The sequence below is a fragment of the Paenibacillus sp. FSL P2-0121 genome, from assembly GCF_037975345.1.
GTDB classification, from domain to species: Bacteria; Bacillota; Bacilli; order Paenibacillales; family Paenibacillaceae; genus Paenibacillus_AQ; species Paenibacillus_AQ odorifer.
This window is the reverse complement of record NZ_CP150245.1, coordinates 5,164,892-5,190,295: the sequence shown is the minus strand read 5'-3', so window position 1 is coordinate 5,190,295 and position 25,404 is coordinate 5,164,892. Positions and strand designations below refer to the sequence as shown.

Annotated in this window: 12 protein-coding genes; 9 read left to right on the top strand and 3 right to left on the bottom strand. The window is 45.9% G+C overall.

Annotated features, from left to right (window positions below; translation table 11 throughout):
- Nucleotides 1-208 precede the first annotated feature (208 nt).
- Nucleotides 209-2,263 carry an alpha-galactosidase gene (locus tag MKY54_RS23015; protein WP_076308191.1) on the top strand — a complete coding sequence of 685 codons (2,055 nt, stop codon included), beginning with the start codon at nucleotides 209-211 and terminating at the stop codon, nucleotides 2,261-2,263.
- A 55-nt stretch (nucleotides 2,264-2,318) separates the two neighbouring features.
- Here the strand turns inward: MKY54_RS23015 and MKY54_RS23010 are convergent, their stop codons facing one another.
- Nucleotides 2,319-3,188 (bottom strand): AraC family transcriptional regulator, encoded by an 870-nt coding sequence (locus tag MKY54_RS23010; protein WP_076128933.1) that lies wholly within the window; start codon nucleotides 3,186-3,188, stop codon nucleotides 2,319-2,321.
- Between the two features lie 214 nt (nucleotides 3,189-3,402).
- Here MKY54_RS23010 and MKY54_RS23005 point away from each other — a divergent pair, with 214 nt between their 5' ends.
- The 3 genes from MKY54_RS23005 (at nucleotide 3,403) to MKY54_RS22995 (ending at nucleotide 12,861) form a co-directional block, all read left to right on the top strand.
- Nucleotides 3,403-5,724: a glycoside hydrolase family 95 protein gene (locus MKY54_RS23005; protein WP_339188072.1), complete on the top strand. Its 2,322-nt coding sequence runs from the start codon at nucleotides 3,403-3,405 to the stop codon at nucleotides 5,722-5,724.
- Between the two features lie 242 nt (nucleotides 5,725-5,966).
- The gene (locus MKY54_RS23000) at nucleotides 5,967-7,508 is read left to right on the top strand and encodes a response regulator (protein ID WP_076128937.1); all 1,542 of its coding nucleotides are present in this window, start codon (nucleotides 5,967-5,969) and stop codon (nucleotides 7,506-7,508) included.
- 382 nt (nucleotides 7,509-7,890) lie between these two features.
- Nucleotides 7,891-12,861 carry an S-layer homology domain-containing protein gene (locus MKY54_RS22995; RefSeq protein WP_339188070.1) on the top strand — a complete coding sequence of 1,657 codons (4,971 nt, stop codon included), beginning with the start codon at nucleotides 7,891-7,893 and terminating at the stop codon, nucleotides 12,859-12,861.
- 812 nt (nucleotides 12,862-13,673) lie between these two features.
- Here MKY54_RS22995 and MKY54_RS22990 read toward each other — a convergent pair.
- Entirely contained in the window at nucleotides 13,674-15,398 is a 1,725-nt protein-coding gene (locus tag MKY54_RS22990; protein ID WP_179088789.1) for a sensor histidine kinase, read from the bottom strand.
- A gap of 257 nt (nucleotides 15,399-15,655) precedes the next feature.
- On the opposite strand from MKY54_RS22990, the gene MKY54_RS22985 reads away from it, so the two are divergent.
- From MKY54_RS22985 to MKY54_RS22975, 3 genes are all read left to right on the top strand, one after another.
- A complete protein-coding gene (locus MKY54_RS22985; RefSeq protein ID WP_051491272.1) occupies nucleotides 15,656-16,612 on the top strand; it encodes an ABC transporter permease subunit in 957 nt (318 codons plus the stop codon).
- 26 nt (nucleotides 16,613-16,638) lie between these two features.
- Nucleotides 16,639-17,529 carry a carbohydrate ABC transporter permease gene (locus MKY54_RS22980; protein ID WP_036683186.1) on the top strand — a complete coding sequence of 297 codons (891 nt, stop codon included), beginning with the start codon at nucleotides 16,639-16,641 and terminating at the stop codon, nucleotides 17,527-17,529.
- Between the two features lie 107 nt (nucleotides 17,530-17,636).
- Nucleotides 17,637-19,250: an extracellular solute-binding protein gene (locus MKY54_RS22975; protein WP_038574721.1), complete on the top strand. Its 1,614-nt coding sequence runs from the start codon at nucleotides 17,637-17,639 to the stop codon at nucleotides 19,248-19,250.
- Between the two features lie 69 nt (nucleotides 19,251-19,319).
- Here MKY54_RS22975 and MKY54_RS22970 read toward each other — a convergent pair whose 3' ends face one another.
- The gene (locus MKY54_RS22970; RefSeq protein WP_076128941.1) at nucleotides 19,320-20,171 is read right to left on the bottom strand and encodes a helix-turn-helix domain-containing protein; all 852 of its coding nucleotides are present in this window, start codon (nucleotides 20,169-20,171) and stop codon (nucleotides 19,320-19,322) included.
- 133 nt (nucleotides 20,172-20,304) lie between these two features.
- On the opposite strand from MKY54_RS22970, the gene MKY54_RS22965 reads away from it, so the two are divergent.
- Entirely contained in the window at nucleotides 20,305-22,770 is a 2,466-nt protein-coding gene (locus tag MKY54_RS22965; RefSeq protein WP_076308186.1) for a glycoside hydrolase family 2 protein, read from the top strand.
- A gap of 235 nt (nucleotides 22,771-23,005) precedes the next feature.
- Nucleotides 23,006-25,195: an alpha-galactosidase gene (locus tag MKY54_RS22960; RefSeq protein ID WP_076304597.1), complete on the top strand. Its 2,190-nt coding sequence runs from the start codon at nucleotides 23,006-23,008 to the stop codon at nucleotides 25,193-25,195.
- The last annotated feature ends 209 nt before the right edge of the window (nucleotides 25,196-25,404 follow it).

Below are 25,404 nucleotides of genomic sequence, written 5' to 3'. Positions count from 1 at the left end.
TTGGTCCTGCTGCTGTTTTTTGCATTTTCAGCATGAAGCTTCAGGGCCAGCAGAGTTTAGGTAGGATGTGTTAGATCGCGGTATGGATCGGAAGATTGTTGTATAGAAAACGCTTTATCCGCTCTTTATAATGAGGTCATACTTGGGGGATACAGCTACTGAGACTGCGGCCTTCAAGGTCCAAAATGCAGCAACAAGGAGGCAAATTATGCTAACTGACAGTAATACAACCGTAAACGTGAATACAGACACAACGTCTCTTATCCGTGTAACCAATGGCCTGGTGAATCTGGAGATTGATCTCGGAACGGGTGAGTCATCCGTTGTCGGCGGGACTTCTGCACATGTAAAGGGGATTCGCAGCGCCTTTCGCTGGCAGGGCCGGGAATATAATACTGAACACTATCAGAGCCACGTGCTGAAGTTGCAGGAAGAGGTTGTTCGTGAAGGTTTTGGTAAAGGTGTTCATCTAGTGATTGTGCATGAAACATCCCTGCTGCCTCAGCTGGAGCAGCATTTTTATATTTATGAGTCCTCCTCATATGTGTTGATGCAAAGTGTGATCGCAAGCGATGAGGATATCAAAGCGAACCGCATGGCGGTCATTCAGAGCAAATCGGTATCCCTCGGCGGCGAGTCAGGTCAACCGGATGAACCAAGCATCCTGCGTGTGCCTTACGACAACGATAAATGGGTCAGATATACAGTGGTGAAGCCACCTATGGATACAGAGAGCTACGAGGTAACGGCAGTGTTCGCACCGGATAGCCGGCGAGGAATTATCATGGGTTCCATAACTCACAAGGTGTGGAAAACGGGTATTCGTATCAAAAGCGAGCGATGCGGCCAGATCGAGGAGCTGGATCTTTACGGTGGGGCTGTGAGTGAATTAACCCGTGACTTTCAGCCGCACGGTTATGTAAAAGGCAAAAGAGTGGAGTCACCGCTCGTATTCGTAGGTTTTTATGATGATTACAGAGAAGGTCTTGAAGCTTACGGCCGGGCCAATACATGGATTGAAGCTCCACTGGCTTGGGAGGGTGGCGTTCCTGTTGGCTGGAATAGCTGGTCTGCTGCAATGGCTGATCTGGATTATGATTTGTATACGTCGACCAGTGAGTTTTTGAAAAAAGAAGTGCAGCCGTTAGGATTCCAGAATGAGGATACGCTGTACATCAACTTTGACGCTTTTTGGGATAATTTCACAGCAGAAGAAATGAAAAATGCACTTGAGCTAGTGCGGAAGAATGGTCATAGACCGGGAACTTACTGGACCCCTTTCGCTTTCTGGGGAAGTCCTACTCAGTTTGGAGATGTCGTGGAAGGTACGAACGGTAAATACACCTATGGCGATATCCTGCTTCGGGACAGCGAAGGAGAGATTCTGCCGGATGTTGATGGAGGGCTAGCTATTGACCCCACACATCCGGGGAACCTGCAAAGAATAGATTGGTATACAAATAAATTCATCTCGGAAGGATTCGAGTATATCAAGCTGGATTTCCTGGCACATGGCGCACTGGAAGGGCAGCATCACAATCCGGAGATTACGACGGGCATTGCGGCGTATCACTATGGTATGTCCTACTTGCAGAACAAGCTGTCTCCAGAGGTAATTGGTCGACCGTTCTTTATTAATCTGTCCATCGCACCGTTGTTCCCTTATGCATTTGCACATAGCCGGCGTGTCTCTTGTGATGTTTTTGGCACGCTGCAGGATACAGAATATATGCTCAACTCTTTGACCCATGGCTGGTGGATGAGCGATTCATTGTACCGTTACAATGATCCCGACCATTCCGTACTGTACAAAAGCCATAACCAGGAAGCCACGGGCTGGCATGAAGGTCGCAGCCGGCTAACTGCTTCGGTGATCGCGGGAACGGTGCTGCTGCTAGGGGATGACTTCCGAAAAGAGGAAGCCGCCGCCCGGGCTAAAGCTTGGCTGAGCAATAAGGAAATTATGGATGTTGCTCGTCTTGGCAAAACCTTCAGACCGATAGAAGGGGACCTCGGCAAGCAATCCTGTGATACTTTTGTGCTCGAATCTTCAGAAGAAAATGCCTTTTATATAGCTGTCTTCAATTACGATGTCACGAAATCTGCTCCTAAATCCCTCTCATTAGAACGGGCAGGGCTGAATGCTCAAGCTGCTTACCAGCTGCTGGACCTATGGGAAGGTGTAGAAGGGGAAACCTCAGGAAAGCTGGAAGTTACGCTTGAACCCGCAGAATCTAAAATCTTCAAATTGACGGCAAAATAACAAAAGAATACGCGCCCTCTGCTTCTTGCGGATAGCGCGTATTCTTTTTTACAACCTATATTTGTTTTCGGCTTTGCGGATTAAGGCGGTATTGTGTGGGATTTATGCCGTAGCAGGCACTGAAATGTCTGGAAAAGGGATGGATCGAAGGATAGCCTAATTTCTCAGCAATGGCAGTAACACTTAGCTCGCTCTCCAGAAGCAGACCTGCCGCCCGCCGCATAACGAGATTATGATGATAAGCGCGCGGCGTCATTCCGGTTTCTCGCAGAAACAGCTCATGAAAATAGGTTCGCTTGAGTCCGCAGAGCTGTGCCCAGTCTTCGATAGATTTACCACGTTCGGGATGAGTGTTCAAATACTCCAACAGGCGCACAATCCGATAATCGCTTGGCTGATGCTGATGGAGGGCATTATACCAGCTTAATATCCAACCGTATAACAAGCTATGAACCGCTTCATTCCGGTAGAATATCGCTTCATTGTATATTTTGGCAATCATCACAAGACTATCGTATAGCTGTGGATATTTAGCTAGCGGGAAAACGCAGGGCAATTCTTTCAGCTCGGCACAGGGGACTTCGGTGGCCTTTTTCTCAAGCCTAAAGGGTTCAGGCGCATGGATAAAAGAAAGATTAGTAGACATAGGCGACTGCTTGTCCCACAAATCAAAATAGACATTGTAGGACGAGAGTGGATGAGAAGGGGAAATATGAAAGGCATGTGGCTGGCCGGGGCGCAGAAACACCAGTGTTCTACGCTCAATCGGATAACGAACTCCGTCGATTTCCATCTCACCGGGGCCATCGGTAAACAGATGAAAGGCGTAGGCATTGCCGACGCGCAGATGCTCATTGCTGCTTCCGTCGTACAGATAAGGCATGATTGCTCCAACATACGGTGTGATTTCAGATAGTTTGTTCATACTATACCCCTTTGCTAGCAGCATTTCTTAATTTTGGCCTGTAGTTAAATGTTTGGGATTACGGATAAATTGTCAAATGAATGAACGAGTCAACAAAGACTAGTAGTACTGATGATGTTACGATAAATGCGATAAATATACAATGTTAATAACAGAGAAAGCGGATTAATTAACAACAACTTTTGAAGGTCTATTACAGACAGGAGACGATCAAATGAGCGATTTTAAATTGTGGTATTCAACCCCTGCAACAAGCTGGTCGCAAGGGTTGCCGTTGGGTAACGGAAGAATAGGTGCTGTTGTAATGGCGGCGCCGCATCGTGAGGTGTGGAGCATGAGCGAGGTGACCTATTGGTCTGGGCAAACGGATCCCGACCCTGCTCCTGCCGGAGGTAGAACTGCGCTGGAAGAGATGCGAAGTCACTTTTTTGCCGGCGATTATGACAGCGGTGATCGTTTAGCCAAACAGTATTTACAGCCTAAAAAACAAAATTTCGGTACGAACCTGGGATTATGCGAGGTGGTTATTGATTTTGCCCAGGATGCGGATGTTAAATCAGGCGGTGTGTTTCGGCGGGAGCTGGAATTGACAAGTGCAGTGTCTGGGGCGGTCTATGAGAGCGGCGAAACAACAATCCGTCGAGAGGTCTTCGCTTCACATGCCGATGATCTGGTAGTTTCAAGAATTTGGAGCGATAGGCCTGGAGGTGTATCCTTTACGATTGCCATCGAAGGTGGGACAGAATCGTTTACGACTGAGGTTGTGGATGGCGACACTATTGAATTCAAGGGGCAAGCTACAGAAAAGGTGCACAGTAATGGTAAATGCGGGGTATGGGCAAAAGGGCAGCTCAAAATAAGTCTATCCGGCGGTACGATCTACAGGGGGGATGGCCGATTAAGAGTTTCCGGAGCTAATGAGGCCCGGATTTATTTTGGGGTCAGTACCGATTATCGCCGGAGCAATCAGGATTGGGAGACGGAGAGCTACAGCAACCTAAGGCAGGCATTAACCAAAGGTTATGCACAGTTAAAAGAAGATCATATTCAAGATTACCGTCAGGATTATGCAAAGGTGGATATTCAATTGGGTAGCTCCGGGAAAGAAGGTCTGCCTACCGATCAGCGGATTAGGTTACTGGCACAGGATCAGGCTGAGGACCCTCAGTTGTTCGCATTGTTCCTCCAGTATGGCCGCTACCTAACCATTGCCGGATCACGAGAAGATTCACCTCTTCCACTGCACTTGCAGGGAATCTGGAATGACGGTGAGGCTTGCCGTATGGGCTGGAGCTGCGACTATCATCTCGATATTAATACACAGATGAATTATTATCCGACAGAAGTCGTGAACCTTGCAGACAGCCACCTTCCATTGATGCGATATATTGAAGATTTATCTCAGGCGGGAAAATCAACTGCACGCGATTTATATGGCAGCAAAGGATGGGTAGCGCATGTATTCTCTAACGTCTGGGGGTTTACAGCTCCGGGCTGGGAAACCTCATGGGGGCTCAATGTCACAGGCGGATTATGGATTGCAACCCATCTGATGGAGCATTATGAATATAGTCAGGATCGTGTATTTCTAGAGCGCCAGGCATATCCTGTGCTAAAAGAAGCCGCAGAATTCTTCCTCGACTATATGACGATTCATCCGAAATATGGCTGGCTGGTGACGGGTCCTTCTAACTCGCCAGAGAACAGCTTCTATCCCGCAGATAGCAGCGAGGGTGCACAGCAGCTGTCTATGGGCTCGACCATGGATCAAGTGCTCGTGCAAGATCTTTTCGAGTTCTGCCTGAAGTCTGCGGTGTTGCTCGATACAGATGTGGAGCTTCAGCTGAAGCTAAAGGAAGCTATGGCTAAGTTACCCCCGCTACAGATTGGTAAAAGAGGTCAGCTGCAGGAGTGGCTTGAAGATTATGAAGAAGCGCAACCTGAGCATCGACACTTGGCTCATTTGTTCGCTTTGTATCCAAGCAACCAGATTACACCGGACAGAACACCGGAGTTAAGCGCGGCAGCAAGGGTAACGCTGGAGAACCGGATGGCTCAGGAAGAACTGGAGGATGTAGAGTTCACCGCCGCCTTATTCGGTCTTAGTTTTGCCAGACTATATGACGGGGAGAAGGCGTATAAGCATATCTCTCATTTAATTAGCGGACTGTGCTTCGATAATCTGTTCAGTTTCTCCAAATCAGGGATTGGTGGGGCAGAGTGCAATATCTTTGTCGTGGATGGCAACTTTGGCGGGACGGCTACCATTGCAGAGATGCTGCTGCAAAGCCACGCGGATGAAATTCATCTGTTGCCAGCGCTTCCGCAAGCCTGGAATACAGGATCGGTGTCTGGATTACGAGCCAAAGGAAAGGTAGAGGTAGACGTAGTTTGGGAGAAGGGGCAGTTGACGGAAGCTACGCTTCGCACCTACGCACCGGGAACGGTGACCCTTCGATGGGGAGATCAGAGAACTACCTTCCAAGCAGAAACAGGAGGAAGCTACTATTTCAACAGCCAATTGGAGCTGTTATAATGATTCGGCGGGGGCGATGAGCCTCCGTTTTCATTATGCGTCCGAATAATGATGAGTAGGTATCGAAGGGCTATCTGGTCTGCTTAGGACCCGATAGCCTTTTTACGAGCACGTTGGGATTAGATCTTACAAAGTAACGATTCATGCCTGAAAATGACTTACATTTATTTGGTCGATGATCGACTAAGGGGAAAAGAATATAATAGGAGCAAATACAGACAACAAGAAGGAGGGAACCTCAGGTGTATAGTATTTTTTTGGTAGATGATGAAGAAATGGGTCTTGAGATGATGAGAGATTATATCCGCTGGGAAGAGATGGGCATCTATGTAGTCGGAACAGCGAGCAATGGTAGAGAAGCTTTGGAGAAAATAGAGGCTTTTCAACCGGATATTATTCTTACAGATGTTCAGATGCCGATAATGAATGGAATTGAGTTGGCTAAAAAAATACATGAATGTTATGACCAGATGCAAATTATGTTCCTCACCGGACATGATGAATTCCACTATGTTAAATCGGCCCTTAATGTAGGAGCTGTTGGATATTTACTGAAGCCGCTAGATTTGACTGAAATTGAAAGCGTTATCGAAAAGGTTAAAGCACGCTGCGAAGAGGTTCAGATGAAACAACGTTCTATGGAGGCTGCTAAAACTAAGATTCTTAAGGAGCTTTCTTTTGAAAAAAATGCGGAGCAAGCCGCAGAGCTGGCAAATAACTTCAATAGGCTGACACGTCTCCCAGAGAGTAATCATTATACCATGGCACTGTTCAGCATCGATCCCAAAGAGGCGGAGGGTGAGCAGCAGAGTCTGGAAGAGTGTATGAGCCGGTTGATTTCTTATCTGGATCACTTTTTTAAGGCGAAAAATATAGAGGTTGTTTTTGTTCCTTACAAGGATGGCGAGACAGGTGTATTCATGGAAGCGACTCAACAGCCTGGCTATTATGCTTGGGAGGATTTAGCTGTGGCTATTCGTAGTGCGCTGGATTTTACGGTGACGGCAGCAGTCGGAGCGCAGGCCGCAGAATTAGCGCTGGTCCATAATCTGTATAAGCAGACGCGTGTGATTTTAAATGAACGTTTTTATAAAGGCACGGGCTTAATTATTCATGCCGCGGCTATTTCGAATCAGTTCGACAGTGAACATATGCCACCTTTTGAGAGAAAAGAGTGGTTTGAAGCTATCCATCAGCTGGACTTCGAGCAGGCCGCACAAAAGCTGCATCAATATTTCGTGGGATTGGCCACACTGAGAATCAAGAAAAAAATCATCTGTGATTGGGCGATTGATCTTGTTGATGAACTGCTAGAGCAGCTGCATCAGTCTGTTCCCGAGGGCTTTAAGCGGGCGGAGCTCTATCATTCCATCTATAATGCGCTGACTTTACATGAGATCGAGGATTTAATCCTGGGCACTGCGGGTGATGCCGTGAGCATGCTAGGTGAGCGACTTATGGATAAAAATACAAAGCTCGTCCACAAGGTTCGCACCGTGATTGAACAAAATTACGATCAGCCGATTACGATTAATAGTCTGTCTGATCAGGTTTATCTGTCACCGAACTACTTAAGATCTATTTTTAAGGATAAAACAGGCATCACGATCCACGATTATTTAACCCGTATTCGGCTTGATAAGGCCAAGGAGCTGCTCACAGACGGGTCACTGAAGATTCAAGATATTGCCCAGAGAGTGGGGTACGAAAGCACGTCTTATTTTATTTCTCTATTTCTGAAGAACCTTGGGGTCACACCTAACGAGTACAGGAAAAATATTTAACCTTCCGCACTTCTGCTTACTGAATAGAAAGAAAAGTCGCTTTCCTTTATGAATTGTAAACTTGCGATATGGAAAGATGCCCCTTTGCTTTTTACAATAAGCATGTATTACAACTCAGCACATGTGAGGGGCTTGATTCATTATTGCGATTAAAGGAAGCTTTTTTACACATCTAATTGCGATAGCGCTTTCAAGAAATCCAGACGGCAATAGTTGGATACAGCATTCTTGAGAGAGTAATCGGTACGGGCCGTACATTCCTTACATGACGTTACTTACAACAAGGAGAGGAGTTCTGAAGACGTTATTTGGAAAGAGGAACAACTGATGAATTGCAACCGGAAGGCTTTTCTTATATCAGAAAGTTAAATGGAGGGATTAAATGTTTGGACGTGTAATGAAAAGAGGGTTCTTGTTCTTTCTTATGATCAGCTTAGTGTTAGGCAGCGGTGGTCAGTTTGCCGGCAAGGTCTACGCCGAGGATATAAATAGCTATGAAGCTGAAGCGGATGGGAATATTCTGACGGGTAATGCGTCAATTTCTGACCACCCAGCGGCTTCCGGAGGGAAAAAAGTTGGCGGCATGTATCAAGGCAGCTCCTTGTTGTTCAATAATGTGACCGTAAGCGAGCCGGGGAATTATAAAATTACAGTGTATTATATTTCTGGCGATTCACGCCCGTTTAATATCAGTGCCAATGGCGGTGACAAGCAATTTGAAGAACCGTCCAAGACTGTGGACTGGGATACGGTAGGCACTTATGATGTGACGCTTCCGCTGAACGCGGGTGCTAATACCATCTTGATCGATGACAACAACTGGTATTCTCCGGACATCGATAAGATCGTAATCCGTGGATTGGACGACAGCGATCCAGGTGAAGGACCCGGAGGTGACTGGAAGGAGAAGCTGCATGGGGTGATCCTGGAAGCCGAGGCTACTGAGAATATGCTTACAGGCAACGCCAAAGTGGCGGGCAGCAGTGTGGGCTCTGGCGGTAAAATCGTAACGGATCTGAACAAAAACAGTTCCTTACAGTTCACAAATGTTGCAGTACCAGCAGCGGGAACGTATTTAATCCGCATCTCCTATATTTCCGGCGATCAACGTCCTGTCTATATGCAGGTTAACGATGGACTGGATGAAATGATTGACCTGCCAAAGACGGCAAGCTGGAGCACCGTGGGAACCTATGATGTGGAGGCCTCTTTGGTAGAGGGTTTGAATACTATCACCTTCTCAGATCATGATTGGTATTCTCCAGATTTCGACCGGATAGAAATTATTCCTTATACCCTCAGCTATGAAGCAGAATCTCCACTCAATGATTTGACAGGCGAGGCCCAAGTTTCCGCTAGCCCGAATGCTTCGGGTGGTCAGAAGGTAGGGTACTTGAATAACGGCAGTTCCATAACCTTCAACAAGATTACAGCCCCTATGACTGGTGATTACCGAATCACAGTCGCCTATATTTCAGGTGACCCACGCAGCTTCTACGTTAGTGCGAATGGTGGAGCAGAGCAGTATTATGAGCTGCCCAAGACACCGGACTGGGATACGGTTGGAATGTATGAACTTACACTGCCACTGAACGAAGGCGAGAATACAATCAAATTTACAGATGGCAACGGGTATGCGCCAGATCTGGACCGGATTATAGTTGAGCCAGCTATGGGTGTGGATCCTAATCCCCCAGTGGAGGAAGACGGTGATTTAGGAACACCGGGCGCTTCTAAGATCTACGGAGCTATCACAGTTACCGAATATACTTACGGACTGCTTGTATCAAATGGCCAATATGAAGTGTCCTATAATACCAAGTCCGGATATGTAAGCTATAACTGGGCTGACGGACAGAAGCTGCATGGGATCTATAGCAGTATCAAAATCGGCGATACGCTCGTTGAGACTACAAGCTATGAGAGTCATACAAGTGTTGGTGCTCCGGTAGACATTCAGGATGGTTTCGGCAAAGGCGTGGAGCTAACTTTTGTCCACACTTCCACAGGAAAACCGACGTTAAAGCAGGTCTACAAGTTTTATGACGATCAAAAGTATTTTCTGACCCGTTTGGATGTCGCCAGCGATACAGCAGTCAAGACCAACTATATGTCACCTATTACCGTAAAACGTACAGGTGGTGTGGATATCGGAGCTAGTGCGGATAATCGTGTGCTTACGGTTCCTTTTGACAACGATGCTTGGATTCGTTATAAATCTCAATCTATGAATCGTGCAGATACCAGCTATGAGATGACGACTGTGTTTAACAACTCGACACGCAGCGGCCTTGTGCTTGGCTCTGTAACTCATGATACCTGGAAGACAGGCATCGACTGGAAAGGTTCCTCCAATCGGCTGAATGAGCTGGTCGTATATGGGGGTGCAGCTAGTGATGTTACCCGGGATACCCAGCCTCATGGCAGCTTAAGTGGAACAAACTTGTCCTCACCTATGATCATGGTAGGGGCCTTCAGTGATTACCGTACAGGGCTTGAGGAGTATGGCAAAGCTAATGCGATCATTACACCTGCACTTGCGCTAAACCCCGAGCTGCCACATGGCGTACCGGTTGGTTTTAATAGCTGGGGAGCTTACGAGGGTACGCTTTCATATCAGGATGTAGTGGATGTCTCCAATTACTATAAAGAGAATCTGCAAAATTTCAATAATAACGGCAATGTATTTATTAACATGGATTCTTATTGGGATAATCTGAATGATAAGCAGCTGACTGACGCCGTATCGGTTATTAAAGGGAATGGCCAGCATGCGGGTATTTATTGGGCACCGTTTGTATACTGGGGCAACAATATGGACCAGATTGTAGAGGGAACTGACAATAAATATACTTACGGCGATATTGTCCTTAAGGATGCCGCGGGTCAACCGCTGCCGACTCTGGACGGGGCTTTTCCTTTGGATGTAACACATCCTGGTGCCCAATTACGCATGAACTATTTTTTGGACAAATTTAAAGCGCTGGGCTTCACCTTCATCAAATTGGATTTCTTAACGCATGGTTCGCTTGAGGGGCAACATTTCGATTCAACTATAACGACAGGAATCCAAGCTTATAATGAAGGAATGCGTTATGTGAAAGAACGTCTGGATGGAAAAATGTTCATTAGCGCATCAATTGCGCCAATTTTCCCGAGTCAATATGCGCATAGCCGGCGAATTTCCTGCGACACCTACGGCAAGATCAATGAAACCGAATATATGCTGAATTCATTAACCTATGGCTTTTGGCAAAATGGCACGATCTATACCTACACCGATCCTGATCATTTGGCATTGGCCCGTGCTACCAGCTTGACTGAAGCGCGTAGCCGTATGAACTCTGGCGTTATCGCTGGAACAGTACTGCTTGGCTCTGACAATGTTAACGATCCAAAAGCACAGGAGTACATGACCGCTTTGTTCAACAACAAAGATGTTCTCGATTTAGCTTTAAAAGGAAAAGTGTTCAAACCACTTGAAGGAAATACAAACGCCAATGCCGCCGATACTTTTGTTATGAAGGATGGCAATGATTATTATCTGGCTGTATTCAATTACAGTGCATCTGCTTCGGCAGATAAGCAAGTTGATCTTGGCCGCGCTGGACTGGATGCTGCAGAGATTTATACTACGCAAGATCTCTGGACAGGAGAAGTTTCCTCTGCCACAGGAGCTATGAAATTGTCCTTGCAGCCGACAGAGTCGAAACTGGTAAAATTGACGGCTGCACCTAAGACAGTAACCGGTATAACACTGGATAAGACAGAGCTTTCGTTGACCGCTGGTGAAACCGGCAAGTTGACGGCTACAGTATCGCCGGATGATGCGACGGATAAAGCAGTACTTTGGACTTCGAGCGATACCTCTGTAGCTACCGTAGTGTACGGAACAGTAACCGCTGTAGAAGCTGGAAAGGCCACCATTACTGTGGAAACGGTAGACGGTGGCTTCAAAGCATCGGCAGAAATCACAGTCAAAGAGGCCTCTACAGGAGAGCCGGGAAATCCAGGAGAACCGAGCGATCCGGGAAATCCGGGAGAGCCTAGTAATCCGGGAGAGCCGGGAAATCCGGGAGAGCCTAGTAATCCTGGGAATCCAGGAAATTCGGGAGAACCGAGTAATCCTGGGAATCCAGGAAACAATGGCGGTACCTCTGGCAGCACTTCGGGCTTGGAGAATGCTGCTGGAACCTTGATTCTCATGCCAGATATGCTGAAAGTGGACAGTGCTTCTGGTCAGGTAGTGGTTGAGATTAAAGGGGATATTCAGCAAGTTCAGTTATCCTCTGCTGTAGTCCGACAGTTGGCGAACCACACCCTAGTTTTGAATGCGGGTAAGCTCTCCTTGCAGGTACCAGCGGAGCTAATTCACCAGTTGCAAAACAAGCTGCCAGAGGGACAGCGGGAAGATAGCAAGATTGCCCTGAAGATGGTGAACCTCAGCAGCAAGGCCGAAGAGTTGGTTGCTACAGTGGCTAGTTCTACTAATGCGGCTGCTGTTCTCAAGGGAGACATCTATGAATTTAGTCTTTCTATTACCACTAAGTCAGGCACTACAGACACACTCGCTACATTTGATAAGCCAATAACACTCATCATGCCAGTGGCAGAAGGCTTCAATGCTAAACGAGGCGGTGTTTATTATATCGCGGACAATGGCAGGCTGGAATATATTCAAGCTGATTATGCTAACGGTGTATTAAAAGCTGAGGTCAGCCACTTCAGCAAATATGCTGTGCTGGAGTTGAACCGCATCTTTGTCGATGTTCCGGCCAATCACTGGGCTAACCCAGTAATCCAAGAGCTGGCGTCCAAGCTATATGTGCAGGGCACAAGCAAAGTAAAGTTTGAACCAAGCCGGGCAGTTACACGTGCTGAGTTCACTTCGATGCTTGTTCATGCCCTTGGACTGACCGCGACAGGAAAAGAAAGCTTTGCTGATGTTGCTCCATCCGCCTGGTATGCGGAGCCTATCTCAATCGCTTACAAGGCGGGAATCGTGAGTGGCAGAAGTGCGTCCAAGTTTGAGCCGGGCGCACAAATCACCCGTGAAGAAATCACGGTGATGCTAATGAAGGCTTACGAGCTGAACAACGGCGTAACAGCCAATGGTGCAACAACCAACGGCGTAACAACCATTGGTGCAACAACTAACGGCGCAACAATCAACGGTGCAACTGCCGCAGCGTTCACCGACATGAATCAGGTGTCTGCTTGGGCCGCTGCTTCTGTAAATGAAGCGGCCAGTCTAGGACTGATTCAAGGTCAAAGTCATGAACGGTTTGCACCAAAAGGAATCGCTTCGCGCGCAGAAGCGGCTCAAGTGATCTATAATTTGATTTTGAAGTAAGCTGAAATGACTACAAAAGAGCGACTCTCCATTAACCGGAGAGTCGCTCTTTTTGATAGATCAGTTAATGAAATTAGCTACTTTATCGAACTTTACTAATAGATACTACATTACTATTAGGTACATTGCTATTAGGTACATTACTGTTTGGCAGTTACTAATACCACACTTTACTATCTATCGGAACTTACTCCAGTAAAGTAGAATCTCGTGCAAAAGTCGAGCACACCCCAGCAAAGTAGAATCCCGTGTAAAAGTAGAACACACTCCAGCAAAGTAGAATCCCGTGTAAAAGTAGAACACACTCCAGCAAAGTAGAATCCCCCGCAAAAGTCGAACCCACCCCGACAAAGTAGAATCCCCCGCAAAAGTAGAACACACTCCGGCAAATTAGAATCCCGTGCAAAAGTAGATCACACCCCGGCAATGTAGAATCCCCCGCAAAAGTCGAACACACCCCGACAAAGTAGATCATAGTTAGAACACATCGGACCGTATCGCAGCTATTTCGGAAATTTGAGCTATTCTACAAAGGTATCGGACTGTATAGCTCTTATTGCTATAAAATTGTCCAGAATTACTTTGCAAAAGAGACAATAGCTGCATCTGAGTCCGATAGTCGAGCAAAATGCCCCGAATCATCGAAATAAGGTCTCCTCGGTCCGATGCGTATGAGCAGGGAGCAAATAGTACCGAGCGATCTAAACGACCCCAACGATCCCTTCGATCTAAACGATCCCATCGATCCCATCATATCCAAGGAGAAGCAAGCCAAACGATCCCCGCAATGGAGAATCCCCTCGTCACCGCTCCTACACCTCTTTTTGCGGTAAACGAATCTGCACAGTGGTGCCTATTCCTAGTCTGCTAAACACTTTAACGCCGTAGTGCTCACCAAATTTCAGTTTGATGCGGCGATCAACGTTAGTGATTCCGTACCCTCGTCCAGGCTTATCCTCAAGCAAAGAGCTGAGGGTCTCGCGGCTCATCCCCATGCCATCATCGATTACTGACAAAATAATATCGTTCGCTTCCATGACACCTTTGATATGAATATTCAGCGGACTTTCTTGACTCCACACGGCATGCAGCACTGCATTCTCCACAAAAGGCTGTAAGGCAAGTTTGACTGTAGAGTAAGGCAGAATCGCTTCATCTACTTTGTAGGTAATGTTCAGTTGTCCTTTAAAGCGGATTAGCTGAATGGCGTTGTAGCTCTGGGTCAGCTTTAATTCTTCGTGGATGGTCAATATACTTTTCCCTTTATTCAGGGAGATTCGATAAAACTTGGCTAGATGAAGCACCAAATCTTGTATACGCGTATCTTGATGTTTTAGGGCAAGCGACGAGATGGAGCCCAGTGTGTTGTACAGAAAATGAGGGTTGATCTGCGCTTGCAGCAGGTCAAGCTCGGCTTCCTTGCTCTGCAGCTCCTTCTGATACACCTCGGTAATGAGACTTTTGAGCCGGGTGGTCATTTGCTTGAAGGCAAAATGCAGCTGGCCAATCTCATCATTTCCCAAATGTTCTTCTGTACTATGATTGAAATCCCCCCGTTCAAGGCGGCGGATCATCCGGATTAAAGTACGGATACGCTTGCTGAATAGCGACGCCGTAATGTAAATCAGCAGGAGGGCCACGCCAATAAAGCCCAGTGAGATTTTGATAATCAGATCTGAGAGTGATTTAGCATCCTGAATAATGCTGTCATAAGGGAAGATGGACACGGTTTTCCATCCATTTTTGAGCGTGTTATAGACGGCGAAAGCCTTTACCCCTTTGTAAGTTGTGTCAAATCTGCCCGATGGCGATTCATCGAATTTCTGATCAAGCAATTCCGGCAGGCTCGTATTTAATAAGTGCTTGTCTGCTGCTGAGAGAATAAGCCCTTTGTCATTAATAATAAAAATATCTTTCCCGCCCGCTTCTTCCTCCATTAAAGAATAGATTACCGATTCGGAGATTCTGAAGACTAGAATACCGTAGGGATATTGATTGCGGTTATTGTTCAAAAATCTTGCTAAGGTAAACATGGCCGGACTATCTTCGGTTTGCGGTGAGGACAGATGAATGATATTCCCGTGTGACTGCTGAAGCTGCTTGAACAGCTCGGTCTTTTTAACCTCAGCTGTTACCGGCTTGATATAATAATCATCTTTGGGAAGTGATTCATTGTCTGAATAAATGAAAACGCTATCAAAATCAGGATAGGCAGTCATTATCGTGTCCATGCGGTTGCCTATATATTGATAGACATCCAGATAAGAAGGATCATCCTGGTATTCACTCGTGAGGTAGCTGGCAAGTCTGTTATCCAGGTAGATGGAAGCTGAAATATGTTCATAGCTGTCCAGCTTGTTTTCCAAATTTTTATTAATCTGAGCTGTTGAATTCATCATATTGCTGTAAATCTGATCCGTTAATTTTGATTTTGTTAATTCGTAGGAAAGGTAGGCGAAAAGCATCATCGGAACAATGGTCACTAGCACAAATACGCTGAACAGCTTGGAACGAAAACTCAAATCAATAAAAGGCATATAAATATATTTCCTATATATATGGCGCATAGAAGAAGTCCCTTCTTTACTGTAAATTCGCTGTTTGCCATGTTCATCATAGCAGACTAAATATCGAAATCCAATGCTCGAATCTGCCGAAACTCCTTTAAAAAGCGCTATCATTCGGAGGATTGAAGTATAGAAAGCCACCTGTTGCGGACTTAAGATGAATAGGAGAGAAGTTGAATCGAGATGTGGCTCGACATGCTGCACTAAATAAAAAGGGAGGGTATTTGATGCATAAAGCAAGCGCTATCAAAACAGTCAGAGGCAATAATCTGTGGTACAGATTAAAAGAGCAGAAATGGTTATTTTTGCTGATGCTGCCTGCCTTAATTGCGACATTGCTATTTTCTTATGGTCCTATGTTTGGGATGTATATGGCGTTTACGAATTATCAGCCGGGCGGAGGAACGTTTTTTCAACAATTTTTCCATGCAGAGTTTGTAGGCTTCAAGTGGTTTGAGTATTTCTTTACTACCGGAGATTTCTACCGTGTAATGCGTAATACGCTCGCTACAAGCTTGCTGACCTTGTTATTCGGATTTCCAGCGCCGATCATACTCGCACTTGTACTGAATGAAGCTAGGCAGGGATTTTTCAAAAGATTTGTACAGACGGTTTCTTATCTGCCGCATTTTATCTCATGGGTTATCGCTGCAAACATCGTGATTACGCTGCTGGCTTCTGATGGGATGTTTAACAATTTACTGGTGACGTTGGGCATTGTTCAGGAACCGGTTGCTTTTCTACAAAATGGACCGCTATTCTGGTGGATTATCGCTTTGTCCAACATGTGGAAGGAAATGGGCTTCAGCGCCATTATGTATCTTGCTGCAATTTCCGCTATTAATCCAGAGCTATACGAAGCAGCAAGAGTGGATGGAGCCAGTCGCTTCCGGCAAATGTGGCATATTACGTTGCCAGCCTTGCGTCCAACCATTGTTATTTTAGGGATTCTAGCCGTCGGAGGCATTTTGAATGCGGGCTTTGAACAACAATACCTGCTGCAAAATAATACCGTGCTTGAGTATTCAGAGGTTATCGATATTTATGCATATAAATACGGGCTACAAAACAGCATGTTCTCCTACGGGGCGGCCGTTGGGGTATTTAAATCCGTGATTGCCTTCATACTTGTTGTAATTGTGAATCGTATTTCTAGAAAAGTGAACGACCAAGCGTTGTTCTAAACCCGAAAAAGAGAGGAGCGCTTGTGATGATTTCGAATAGATACGGGGATCATATTTTTAAATTTATAGTTTATTTCATTCTTATACTTGTGTTGCTAGTTACCTTTCTGCCTTTTTGGAATATTCTCGTTCTTTCATTAAATGCTGCTGAGGATACCGTACGTGGTGGCGTCTATTTATGGCCCAGAGTCCTCACCTTTGATAGCTACAGTCAAATCTTAAAAGATAGCGAGATTTTGAATGGCTTATGGGTTACTGTCAAACGTACCGTAATTGGAGCGCCGCTATCTGTCCTTGTCATTACGATGCTTGCTTATCCGCTAAGCCGCCGGAATTTGATGGGACGTAAAGGATGGAATCTATATTTTGTCTTCACGATGTATTTTGGAGGCGGACTGATTCCTTATTACATGGTGCTTAAAGCGCTGAATATGATTGACACGTTTTCCGTATTTATTTTGCCAGGGCTGATGAATGTCTTCTATATGATTATTGTCCGTACCTTTATGGAGGGGCTGCCTGGTGAGATCGAGGAGTCGGCGAAGGTAGACGGGGCGAATGACCTGACGATTTTCTTCCGGATTGTTCTACCTTTGACCACACCCGTGCTTGCGACTGTAGGACTTTTTCAGGCAATCTCACATTGGAATTCGTGGTTTGACTCCTATGCGTTTACCTATAGTTCTGACTTAAAGACCTTACAAGCCGTACTCGTGAAAATATTAAGCCAATTCCAAACCGGAGGCATGGTATCGCAATCGCAAATGCTAGCTAACTCGGCTAAGCGGAATGCGGTTTCAAGTGATACTATCCGGATGGCAGCGACGATGGTGGCAACATTGCCTATCGTACTGGTATACCCATTCCTGCAAAAGTACTTTGTTAAGGGTATGACTTTGGGAGCGGTTAAGAGTTAATATGATTAAATAAATGGCGGCCCTGAAGGGGGGTGAGCGGACAGACTTGCTTGGTTGCTTGATAGACTTATGAAGTAACTTACTTAATGGGAGGAATTAGGGTGTCTATGATAAAGAAAAACAAATGGTTGAACGTGAGTATTACTGCCGCATTAGCCGTTGGTGTATTAGCGGGTTGTGCTTCAAATGATGGAAAAAACAATACAAACCAAACGGCCGGAGACGATAAAAAACAAGAGCCGATTACATTGACCTGGTTTGATTCAAATACCAAGGGTGAGCCTTTCACTGATGCTATTGCGCAAGAAATCACCAAAAAAACGGGCATTTCGATCTCAATACAGCAGCCAACGGGTAATCCTACGGAAAAGCTGAGCTTGATGCTAGCCAGCGGTGACTATCCAGATGTAGTTGTAATGAGCCGGGGTGATGCTTCTCTCGATAAATACATTACAAGTGGCGCATTTATAGCGCTCGATGAGTTAATTGAGAAAAGTGGACCAGACATTAAAGAAATGTACGGCGACACATTGATCAAAACACGTTATAAAGATGGAAAAAACTATTACCTAGCTAACTGGTATGGCCTGGATAGTGATCCTGTCTTCGGTATGCTGATGAGAAAAAATCTGGTTGCTGACCTGGCTCCAGATAAGGCAGATGGCTCCACCCCACTCACAACGGATGAGTTTGAAGCACTTTTAAAGAATTTTAAAGAGAAAAACAAGACAATTGATGGAAAAGAAACTGTTCCAATGACGATGAACGGTGAAAATATGGGCGCCAACCTGGGTACATTTAAAGGGATGTGGGGTCTGAGAACCTACTACGATAATAATGGAACATTACAATATGATGTTAAGGATCCAAAGTATCGCGAGATGCTGCTCTATGTGAACAGTCTGTATAGAGAAGGTCTAATCGAAAAAGAATTTGCCATCAGCAAAACACAAACCTGGATTCAAAAGCTGGCTACCGGCGCAGTGTTCTCCACACCAGGCGCATACTGGGACCCAGGTAACGCAAATGGTACTCTGAAGAAGGATGGTGGAGATGATAATCAGTTCTTCCCGTACAAGGTTGTAGCACCAGGCACAGAAACCTCCCAAACAACATTCGGACCAAGAAGCTCACTTGGATGGGATGCTATTGCCATTACGAAAAATAACAAACACCCTGAAGAAACTATCAAGCTGTTCAACTACCTAGCGAGTGACGAAGGACAACATTTGCTGCTATGGGGTAAGGAAGGCGAGCAGTACACCATGGTGGATGGAAAGAGACAACCAGACCCTGCATTCCTGCAAAGCTTCAAGGATAACTGGGACGATGCTGTGAAGAAGAGTGGTGTTCGTAAATGGTTGTGGTTTGTTAAAAATGGTCTGGATGCCAATGAACAGCCATACGATATGGCCGTTAAATACCAACGTAGTGAAATTGACGAAATGGCCATTAAGAGCCTTGGAGATTCCGTATGGGATACAGCAGAATTTGATAACTTAGGCCCTGACGGCGGAACGCCTGAAGCGCTGACCGCGCAAAAAGTAAAAGATATTATGGACCAAAGCATTACGAGAGTAATCATCGCTCCTTCTGAAGCCGAAGCCAATTCTACATTCGACAAGATGCTTGCGGATATGAAAAAAGCTGGGGATGAAAAAGTAGAAGAAATCTTCAATCAGAAGTATAGCGAACGTATGGAATTGTGGAACTCAAAATAATATATTTATCTATGTAAAAGCTTCCTCTCTGCATTTCAGCAGAGGGAAGCTTTTTGTTGTATAAAAAAGCTAAACCAGCCGATTAACATGTGCATTCCTGCGGAAATCAAGCGGGGCTTGATGATAGAATTTTTTGAATTGATGATAGAAATGACTGACATTCTCGAAGCCGGATTCCAAAGCGATATCGACCACACGCAGCTCGGTAGTGAGCAGTAGGTTGCGGGCTACATTGAGCTTTAGCTGGTTGATATATTCCGTAGGTGTCTGGTTCAAGTATTGCCGGAAGGCGCGGTTCACATGACCGGCGCTTCTCCCTGACAGCTCGTACAAGGCATGAAGTCCACGGTGCAAATTATCCTTTAAATGCATTTTGGTTATGGCATGCTCTAGCCAGAGCGGGAATTCTGGTTGAGCGACTGTCTCTGCGGAGAAAAAATGCTGGGTGAGTGTATCGACGAGCAGGCCTTTTAGAAAAATCCGGGACTTAACCTTGTCTAGGGTTGATAGGATGCGAATGCGTTCCATAGAACGGATGAAACTAGCCATTTCCAGCTGAGATAACATGGCGATTCGGGGGAGAGGCGTGTTGAGCAATCCGTGCAAAAACTCCTCTTCATTCAGATAAGTTAAAGCATCTTCAATGAGGCTTTTGCGGCAGGGAATGTTCAGGAAACGGCAATCGCTATCACCATCTGCTTCATATCTGTGGGTATCACTGGGCCGAATAAAGACAAGGCAGCCCGTCTGAAGCAGCTGCGCTGTCCCGTTAACAATATGCTGACATCTGCCTTCTGTGAGAATGAAAAATTCATAGAAATCATGCGTATGCTCTGGAGATACCTGACTTAAGGACTCCACCCAGAAAGGGTCTGCTAGTAGTTCAGGATTCATATGGCTTGCCTCGGTGTATTTGAGCATGTTCGTCCTCCAGGGTATTAGTGATGTTAAAATAGCACATGATTCTCGAGAACACAACACAAGAAATATAAAGATATTATTGATAGACTTGATCTATAAGAAGGCAAAATAGCACATTTTGGAGGCGGAGAAAATGCATCTTGTAGATCTAAATGGAAAATGGAAAATGAGACGTCTGCATGAGCCGAGCTGGCTGGAGGCTAGTGTGCCAGGTTCTGTCTATCACGATTTATTGAATGCCGGAGAAATGCCGGATCCGTTCTATCGTGAGCAGGAATATGAGGTTCTGGAATTATCCAATGACGATTACGAATATCAGCGTTGCTTTCAAGTGGAAGCTGAAGTGTTACAGCATGAGCGCGTATTTCTGCTGTGTGAGGGGCTGGATACATTATGCGAGCTTTTTGTGAATGGAACTAACATTCTGAACAGTGATAATATGCACCGGACGTATGAAGTGGACATTAAGTCAGTGTTGAAGCAAGGCGATAACACCATTCACGCGATTTTTCGTTCCCCAGTGGAATTTGCTCTGCGGAAGCAAGCGGAGCTGCCGCTTAGCAGTTGTGCTGATGCAGTGGAGGGAATATCCCATCTGCGCAAAGCACATTCCATGTTCGGCTGGGACTGGGGTCCGAAGCTGCCCGATCTTGGAATCTGGAGAAGTCTCTCCATTCAGGGGTATGACAGTGCCCGTGTTGACGATGTTTATATTACACAATTTCACGAGCCGGATAAGGTTACTCTGGATGTTCGGGTAAGAACAGAGAGCTGGCAGGAGGTTGAACGGGAAATCGTAGTCAGTGTTCACACTCCAGCAGGTGTGGCCGTTGAACGTCGTGTGTTCGAAACTGCCGGAGAAGATCATCATATTACACTGGAAATTATCGAGCCAGAGCTGTGGTGGCCGAATAATCTGGGTGCACAACCCCTGTATAACGTCGAGGTTGTGCTGTTACAGAAGGGACAGGAGCTGGATCGTCGAGAACTGCGGATTGGATTAAGAACGATTTCTGTGAAGCAGGAAGAAGACCAGTGGGGACAATCATTCGCTTTTGAAGTCAACGGCGTGCTTATCTTTTCTACAGGTGCTGATTATATTCTGGAAGATAATCTTCTGCCTCGCGTGACTAAGGAGCGCACGGATCGCCTGCTCCAAAGCTGCGTGGCTGCTAACTTTAATACCATTCGCGTATGGGGTGGCGGTTATTATCCTGACGATTATTTTTATGATCTATGCGATGAATATGGGCTTATCGTCTGGCAGGATCATCTGTATGCCTGCGGGATCTATGCACTGACAGAATCTTTTGAGAACAATATCACACATGAGACGATCGACAATATGAAGCGCCTGCGCCATCACGCATCGTTAGGCTTGTGGTGCGGTAACAACGAACAGGAGATGGCTTGGGTCGATTGGGATTGGGAGAATCATTATTCGCTCCAGCTAAAGGCCGACTATATCAAGCAATATGAAGTGCTTCTGCCGGCTATCGCTAAGGAAGTTGATCCCAATACCTTTTACTGGCGTGCCTCTCCTTCCTCTAAAGGAAGCTTTGATAAGCCGAATGACGAGAACTATGGAGACATGCATTACTGGGGAGTTTGGCATGGTAAGGAGCCTTTTACAGATTACCGGAAGCTCTATCCGCGTTATATGTCTGAGTTTGGCCTGCAATCCTTCCCAAGCTTGAAGACGATTGAATCCTTTACGCTGCCGGAGGATCGCAATATTTTCTCCTATGTCATGGAGTCCCACCAAAAGAACAATACCGGAAATGAGAAAATTCTCTATTATATCGGCGAGACCTACAAATATCCGAAGGATTTTGAATCTATTCTCTATGCGTCCCAGCTTATCCAAGCCGAAGGCATGCGCTGTGGCGTAGAGCATTGGCGTAGACATAGAGGGCGCTGCATGGGCGCATTGTATTGGCAGTTGAACGATTGTTGGCCGGTTGCCTCTTGGTCTAGCATCGATTATTATGGCCGGTGGAAAGCAATGCATTATACGGCTAGACGTTTTTTTGCTCCAGTTCTTGCTTCTGCACATGACGAAGGAACCGTAGTTTGCCTGCATGTCTCTAATGAGAGCCGAGAGAAAGTGAGCGGTGAATTAAGATGGAGACTGCTTACTCCGACATCAGAGGTTCTAATGGAAGGTGCGAAGTCGGTGAAGATTGAGGCTTTAAGCAGTGCCGAGTTCGATCGGCTTGATTTTGGTCATGTCTTGGATACAAAAGAGAAGAAACGTGAAGCCTATCTGGAATATGTATTTGAGGTAGAGGGGGAGACGATAAGCGGGGGAACCGTCTTGTTCGTTAAGCCGAAACACTTCAGCTTTGTTGATCCTGAGCTTGAAGCCGTAGTCACAGAGGAAGCAGAACAATTCGTTATTACTGTGAAGTCAAAAGCATATGCCCGTTTCGTTGGACTTGATTTCAAGGAAAGAGATGCGATCTTCAGTGATAACTATTTCGACCTGTCAGCTGGCATTTCAAGAATCGTTACAGTTGCCAAAAAAGATCTCGACAAACCAGCTACGGCTGAGGAACTGCGTGCCCAGCTTACTGTACGTTCCGTCTTTGATATTTAAGCAAAAGGTTATTTTCCTACTATATCCTAGGCTACCAATCTCCAAATGACAGTTTGATGATATATATTCTAGTGGTTTAGATCCTGTGTATAGATAGATCAATATTTTACTATAATAGGTATAGATATTAAGATTGTATACCCTTCCATTTCACTCTAAAATAGACTTCGAAGAAGCATTAACTACAAACAATAAACGTTCTATTGAGCTACCTTAAGGAGAGTGCAAACATATTATGGGTATTTATTATGACGACAACCGCAAGGTGTTTCATTTACAGTCAGAGAAATCCAGCTATATTATTGAAATGATCAAAGGTGTTATTCCAGCGCATGTCTACTGGGGCCCAAAATTGGCAGGGAGAGAATTTCAACACCCGTTGAATTTGGTGGAACGTTGCTCTTTTAGTCCAACTTATTTGCAGGAGGATAAAAATATCTCCCTCGACACCTTGCCAAGCGAATTCCCTTCCTATGGAAACGGGGATTTCCGCGAACCGGCACTGGAGGTTCACCTAGTAGATGGCACGACCGTAACGGATTTCCGTTATAAGAGCTACACCATTAATAAAGGAAAACCTGCACTCAAAGGTCTGCCTGCTACTTATGTTGAAAGTGATGAAGAAGCAGAGACCTTGGAAATTATACTGCAAGATGATAAAACAGGATTGATCGCTGCCTTGAGCTATACCGTATTTAACGATCAGGATGTTATAACACGTTCCGTGCGGATTGAGAATCTGGGTAAGGACAATCTGGTTTTGAAAAGAGTATTAAGCGCGAATGTTGACTTCCATGATTCTGACTATGACATGCTGCAATTATCCGGTACTTGGACTAGAGAACGCCATATTCACAAAAGACCACTCGTTCCTGGCATCCAACGGATTGACAGCAAACGCGGCTCCAGTAGCCATCAGCAGAATCCTTTTATGGCCTTGCTTGCAAAAGATGCGACAGAGGACCATGGCGAAGTTTATGGATTCAGCCTTGTGTATAGCGGGAGTTTCCTCGCCCAAGCAGAAGTGGATCAATACGGAATTTCCAGAGTAGGGATCGGTATTCAACCTTTCAATTTTCAGTGGTTGCTTGAACCGGGCGAATCCTTTCAGGCACCTGAAGCAGTATTAGTAAGATCCAGTGAAGGGCTTGGCGGTTTATCGAGAACCTATCACCGTCTGTATCGGACCCGGTTATGCAGAGGTGAATTCCGCGATAGCAAGCGTCCTATTCTGATCAACAACTGGGAAGCGACTTATTTTAATTTTAATGCGGATAAAATCAAAGAAATTGCTAAAGCAGGAAAAGAGCTAGGCCTGGAGCTGTTCGTGCTGGATGACGGCTGGTTCGGCAAACGTGATAACGACGACAGCTCCCTGGGAGATTGGGTAGAGGATCGTCGCAAGCTGCCTGAAGGTCTTGGAAAGCTAGGCGAAGATATCACGGCAATGGGCATGGAATTCGGATTATGGTTCGAGCCAGAAATGGTATCGCCTGAAAGTGATCTTTACCGTGAACATCCAGACTGGTGTCTCCATGTACCTGGGCATAAAAGTTCATTAGCCCGCCAGCAGCTAGTGCTGGATTTATCCCGTAAGGATGTATGTGATTATATCGTCGAGTCAGTTAGCTCGGTATTATCATCCGCTCCGATTACTTATGTGAAATGGGATATGAACCGGAATATGACGGAGATTGGATCAGCGCTTCTTCCAGCCGAACGTCAACGTGAAACGGCACACCGTTATATCCTTGGACTTTATGATGTGCTGGAACGTATCGTTTCCCGTTTCCCTCATATTTTGTTCGAAAGCTGCTCCGGCGGGGGCGGACGATTTGACCCGGGAATGCTGTATTATATGCCACAGACCTGGACTAGCGATGATACGGATGCAGTGGAAAGATTGAAGATCCAATACGGAACAAGTATGGTGTATCCTGCGAGTTCAATGGGTGCCCATGTGTCGGCTGTTCCTAACCATCAGGTACATCGTATTACACCTTTGGAGACACGTGGTCATGTCGCGATGTCGGGTAATTTCGGCTACGAGCTGGATTTGACCAAGCTTACTGAAGCTGAGCGCGAGGATATCCGCAAGCAGGTTTCGGAGTACAAGGAACTGAGAATGCTGATTCAGTACGGTGATTTCTATCGACTGCTTAGTCCTTTTGAAGGAAACGAGACGGCATGGATGTTTGTTTCCGCTGATAAAAAAGAAGCCTTCGCCACCTACTTCCAAGTTTTGGCCGGGCCTAATCCACCGTTGCGCAGATTGCGTCTGAAAGGACTCGACCCTGCGAAATCGTATAAGCTTGAGCTTAACGGCGGAGTATACAGAGGGGATGAGCTGATGCACTTCGGACTCACGCTTCCACAGCTTGAGGGCGATTTCAGAAGCCTACTTTTCGTGCTTAGAGAAGTTTAATCAAAAAAGGAGGGTGCCCCAAAAGCCATTGGCTGCTGAGCACCTTCCTTTTTTTTCTCCTTTTTTGAGTTCTTTTGTGACTAGCTGCGCGCCCGAAGCTGTTATTGGATGGGGTGTTTAGCAGAATGTTGCCTAGCCTTAGCCGGGGATAGCGGGCTCGAATAAGGGTGTTTAGCAAGATGCTTTGCTAGCCAGGTGCTGCCGTACGC

Bases quoted from the DNA above. Each gene is read 5' to 3' on its own strand.
- MKY54_RS22970 (WP_076128941.1), bottom strand. From the start codon at position 20,171: ATGCTCAAATACACCGAGGCAAGCCATATGAATCCTGAACTACTAGCA.
- MKY54_RS23005 (WP_339188072.1), top strand. From the start codon at position 3,403: ATGAGCGATTTTAAATTGTGGTATTCAACCCCTGCAACAAGCTGGTCG.
- MKY54_RS23015 (WP_076308191.1), top strand. From the start codon at position 209: ATGCTAACTGACAGTAATACAACCGTAAACGTGAATACAGACACAACG.
- MKY54_RS22975 (WP_038574721.1), top strand. From the start codon at position 17,637: ATGATAAAGAAAAACAAATGGTTGAACGTGAGTATTACTGCCGCATTA.
- MKY54_RS22965 (WP_076308186.1), top strand. From the start codon at position 20,305: ATGCATCTTGTAGATCTAAATGGAAAATGGAAAATGAGACGTCTGCAT.
- MKY54_RS22990 (WP_179088789.1), bottom strand. From the start codon at position 15,398: ATGCCTTTTATTGATTTGAGTTTTCGTTCCAAGCTGTTCAGCGTATTT.
- MKY54_RS22980 (WP_036683186.1), top strand. From the start codon at position 16,639: ATGATTTCGAATAGATACGGGGATCATATTTTTAAATTTATAGTTTAT.
- MKY54_RS22960 (WP_076304597.1), top strand. From the start codon at position 23,006: ATGGGTATTTATTATGACGACAACCGCAAGGTGTTTCATTTACAGTCA.
- MKY54_RS22995 (WP_339188070.1), top strand. From the start codon at position 7,891: ATGTTTGGACGTGTAATGAAAAGAGGGTTCTTGTTCTTTCTTATGATC.
- MKY54_RS23010 (WP_076128933.1), bottom strand. From the start codon at position 3,188: ATGAACAAACTATCTGAAATCACACCGTATGTTGGAGCAATCATGCCT.
- MKY54_RS22985 (WP_051491272.1), top strand. From the start codon at position 15,656: ATGCATAAAGCAAGCGCTATCAAAACAGTCAGAGGCAATAATCTGTGG.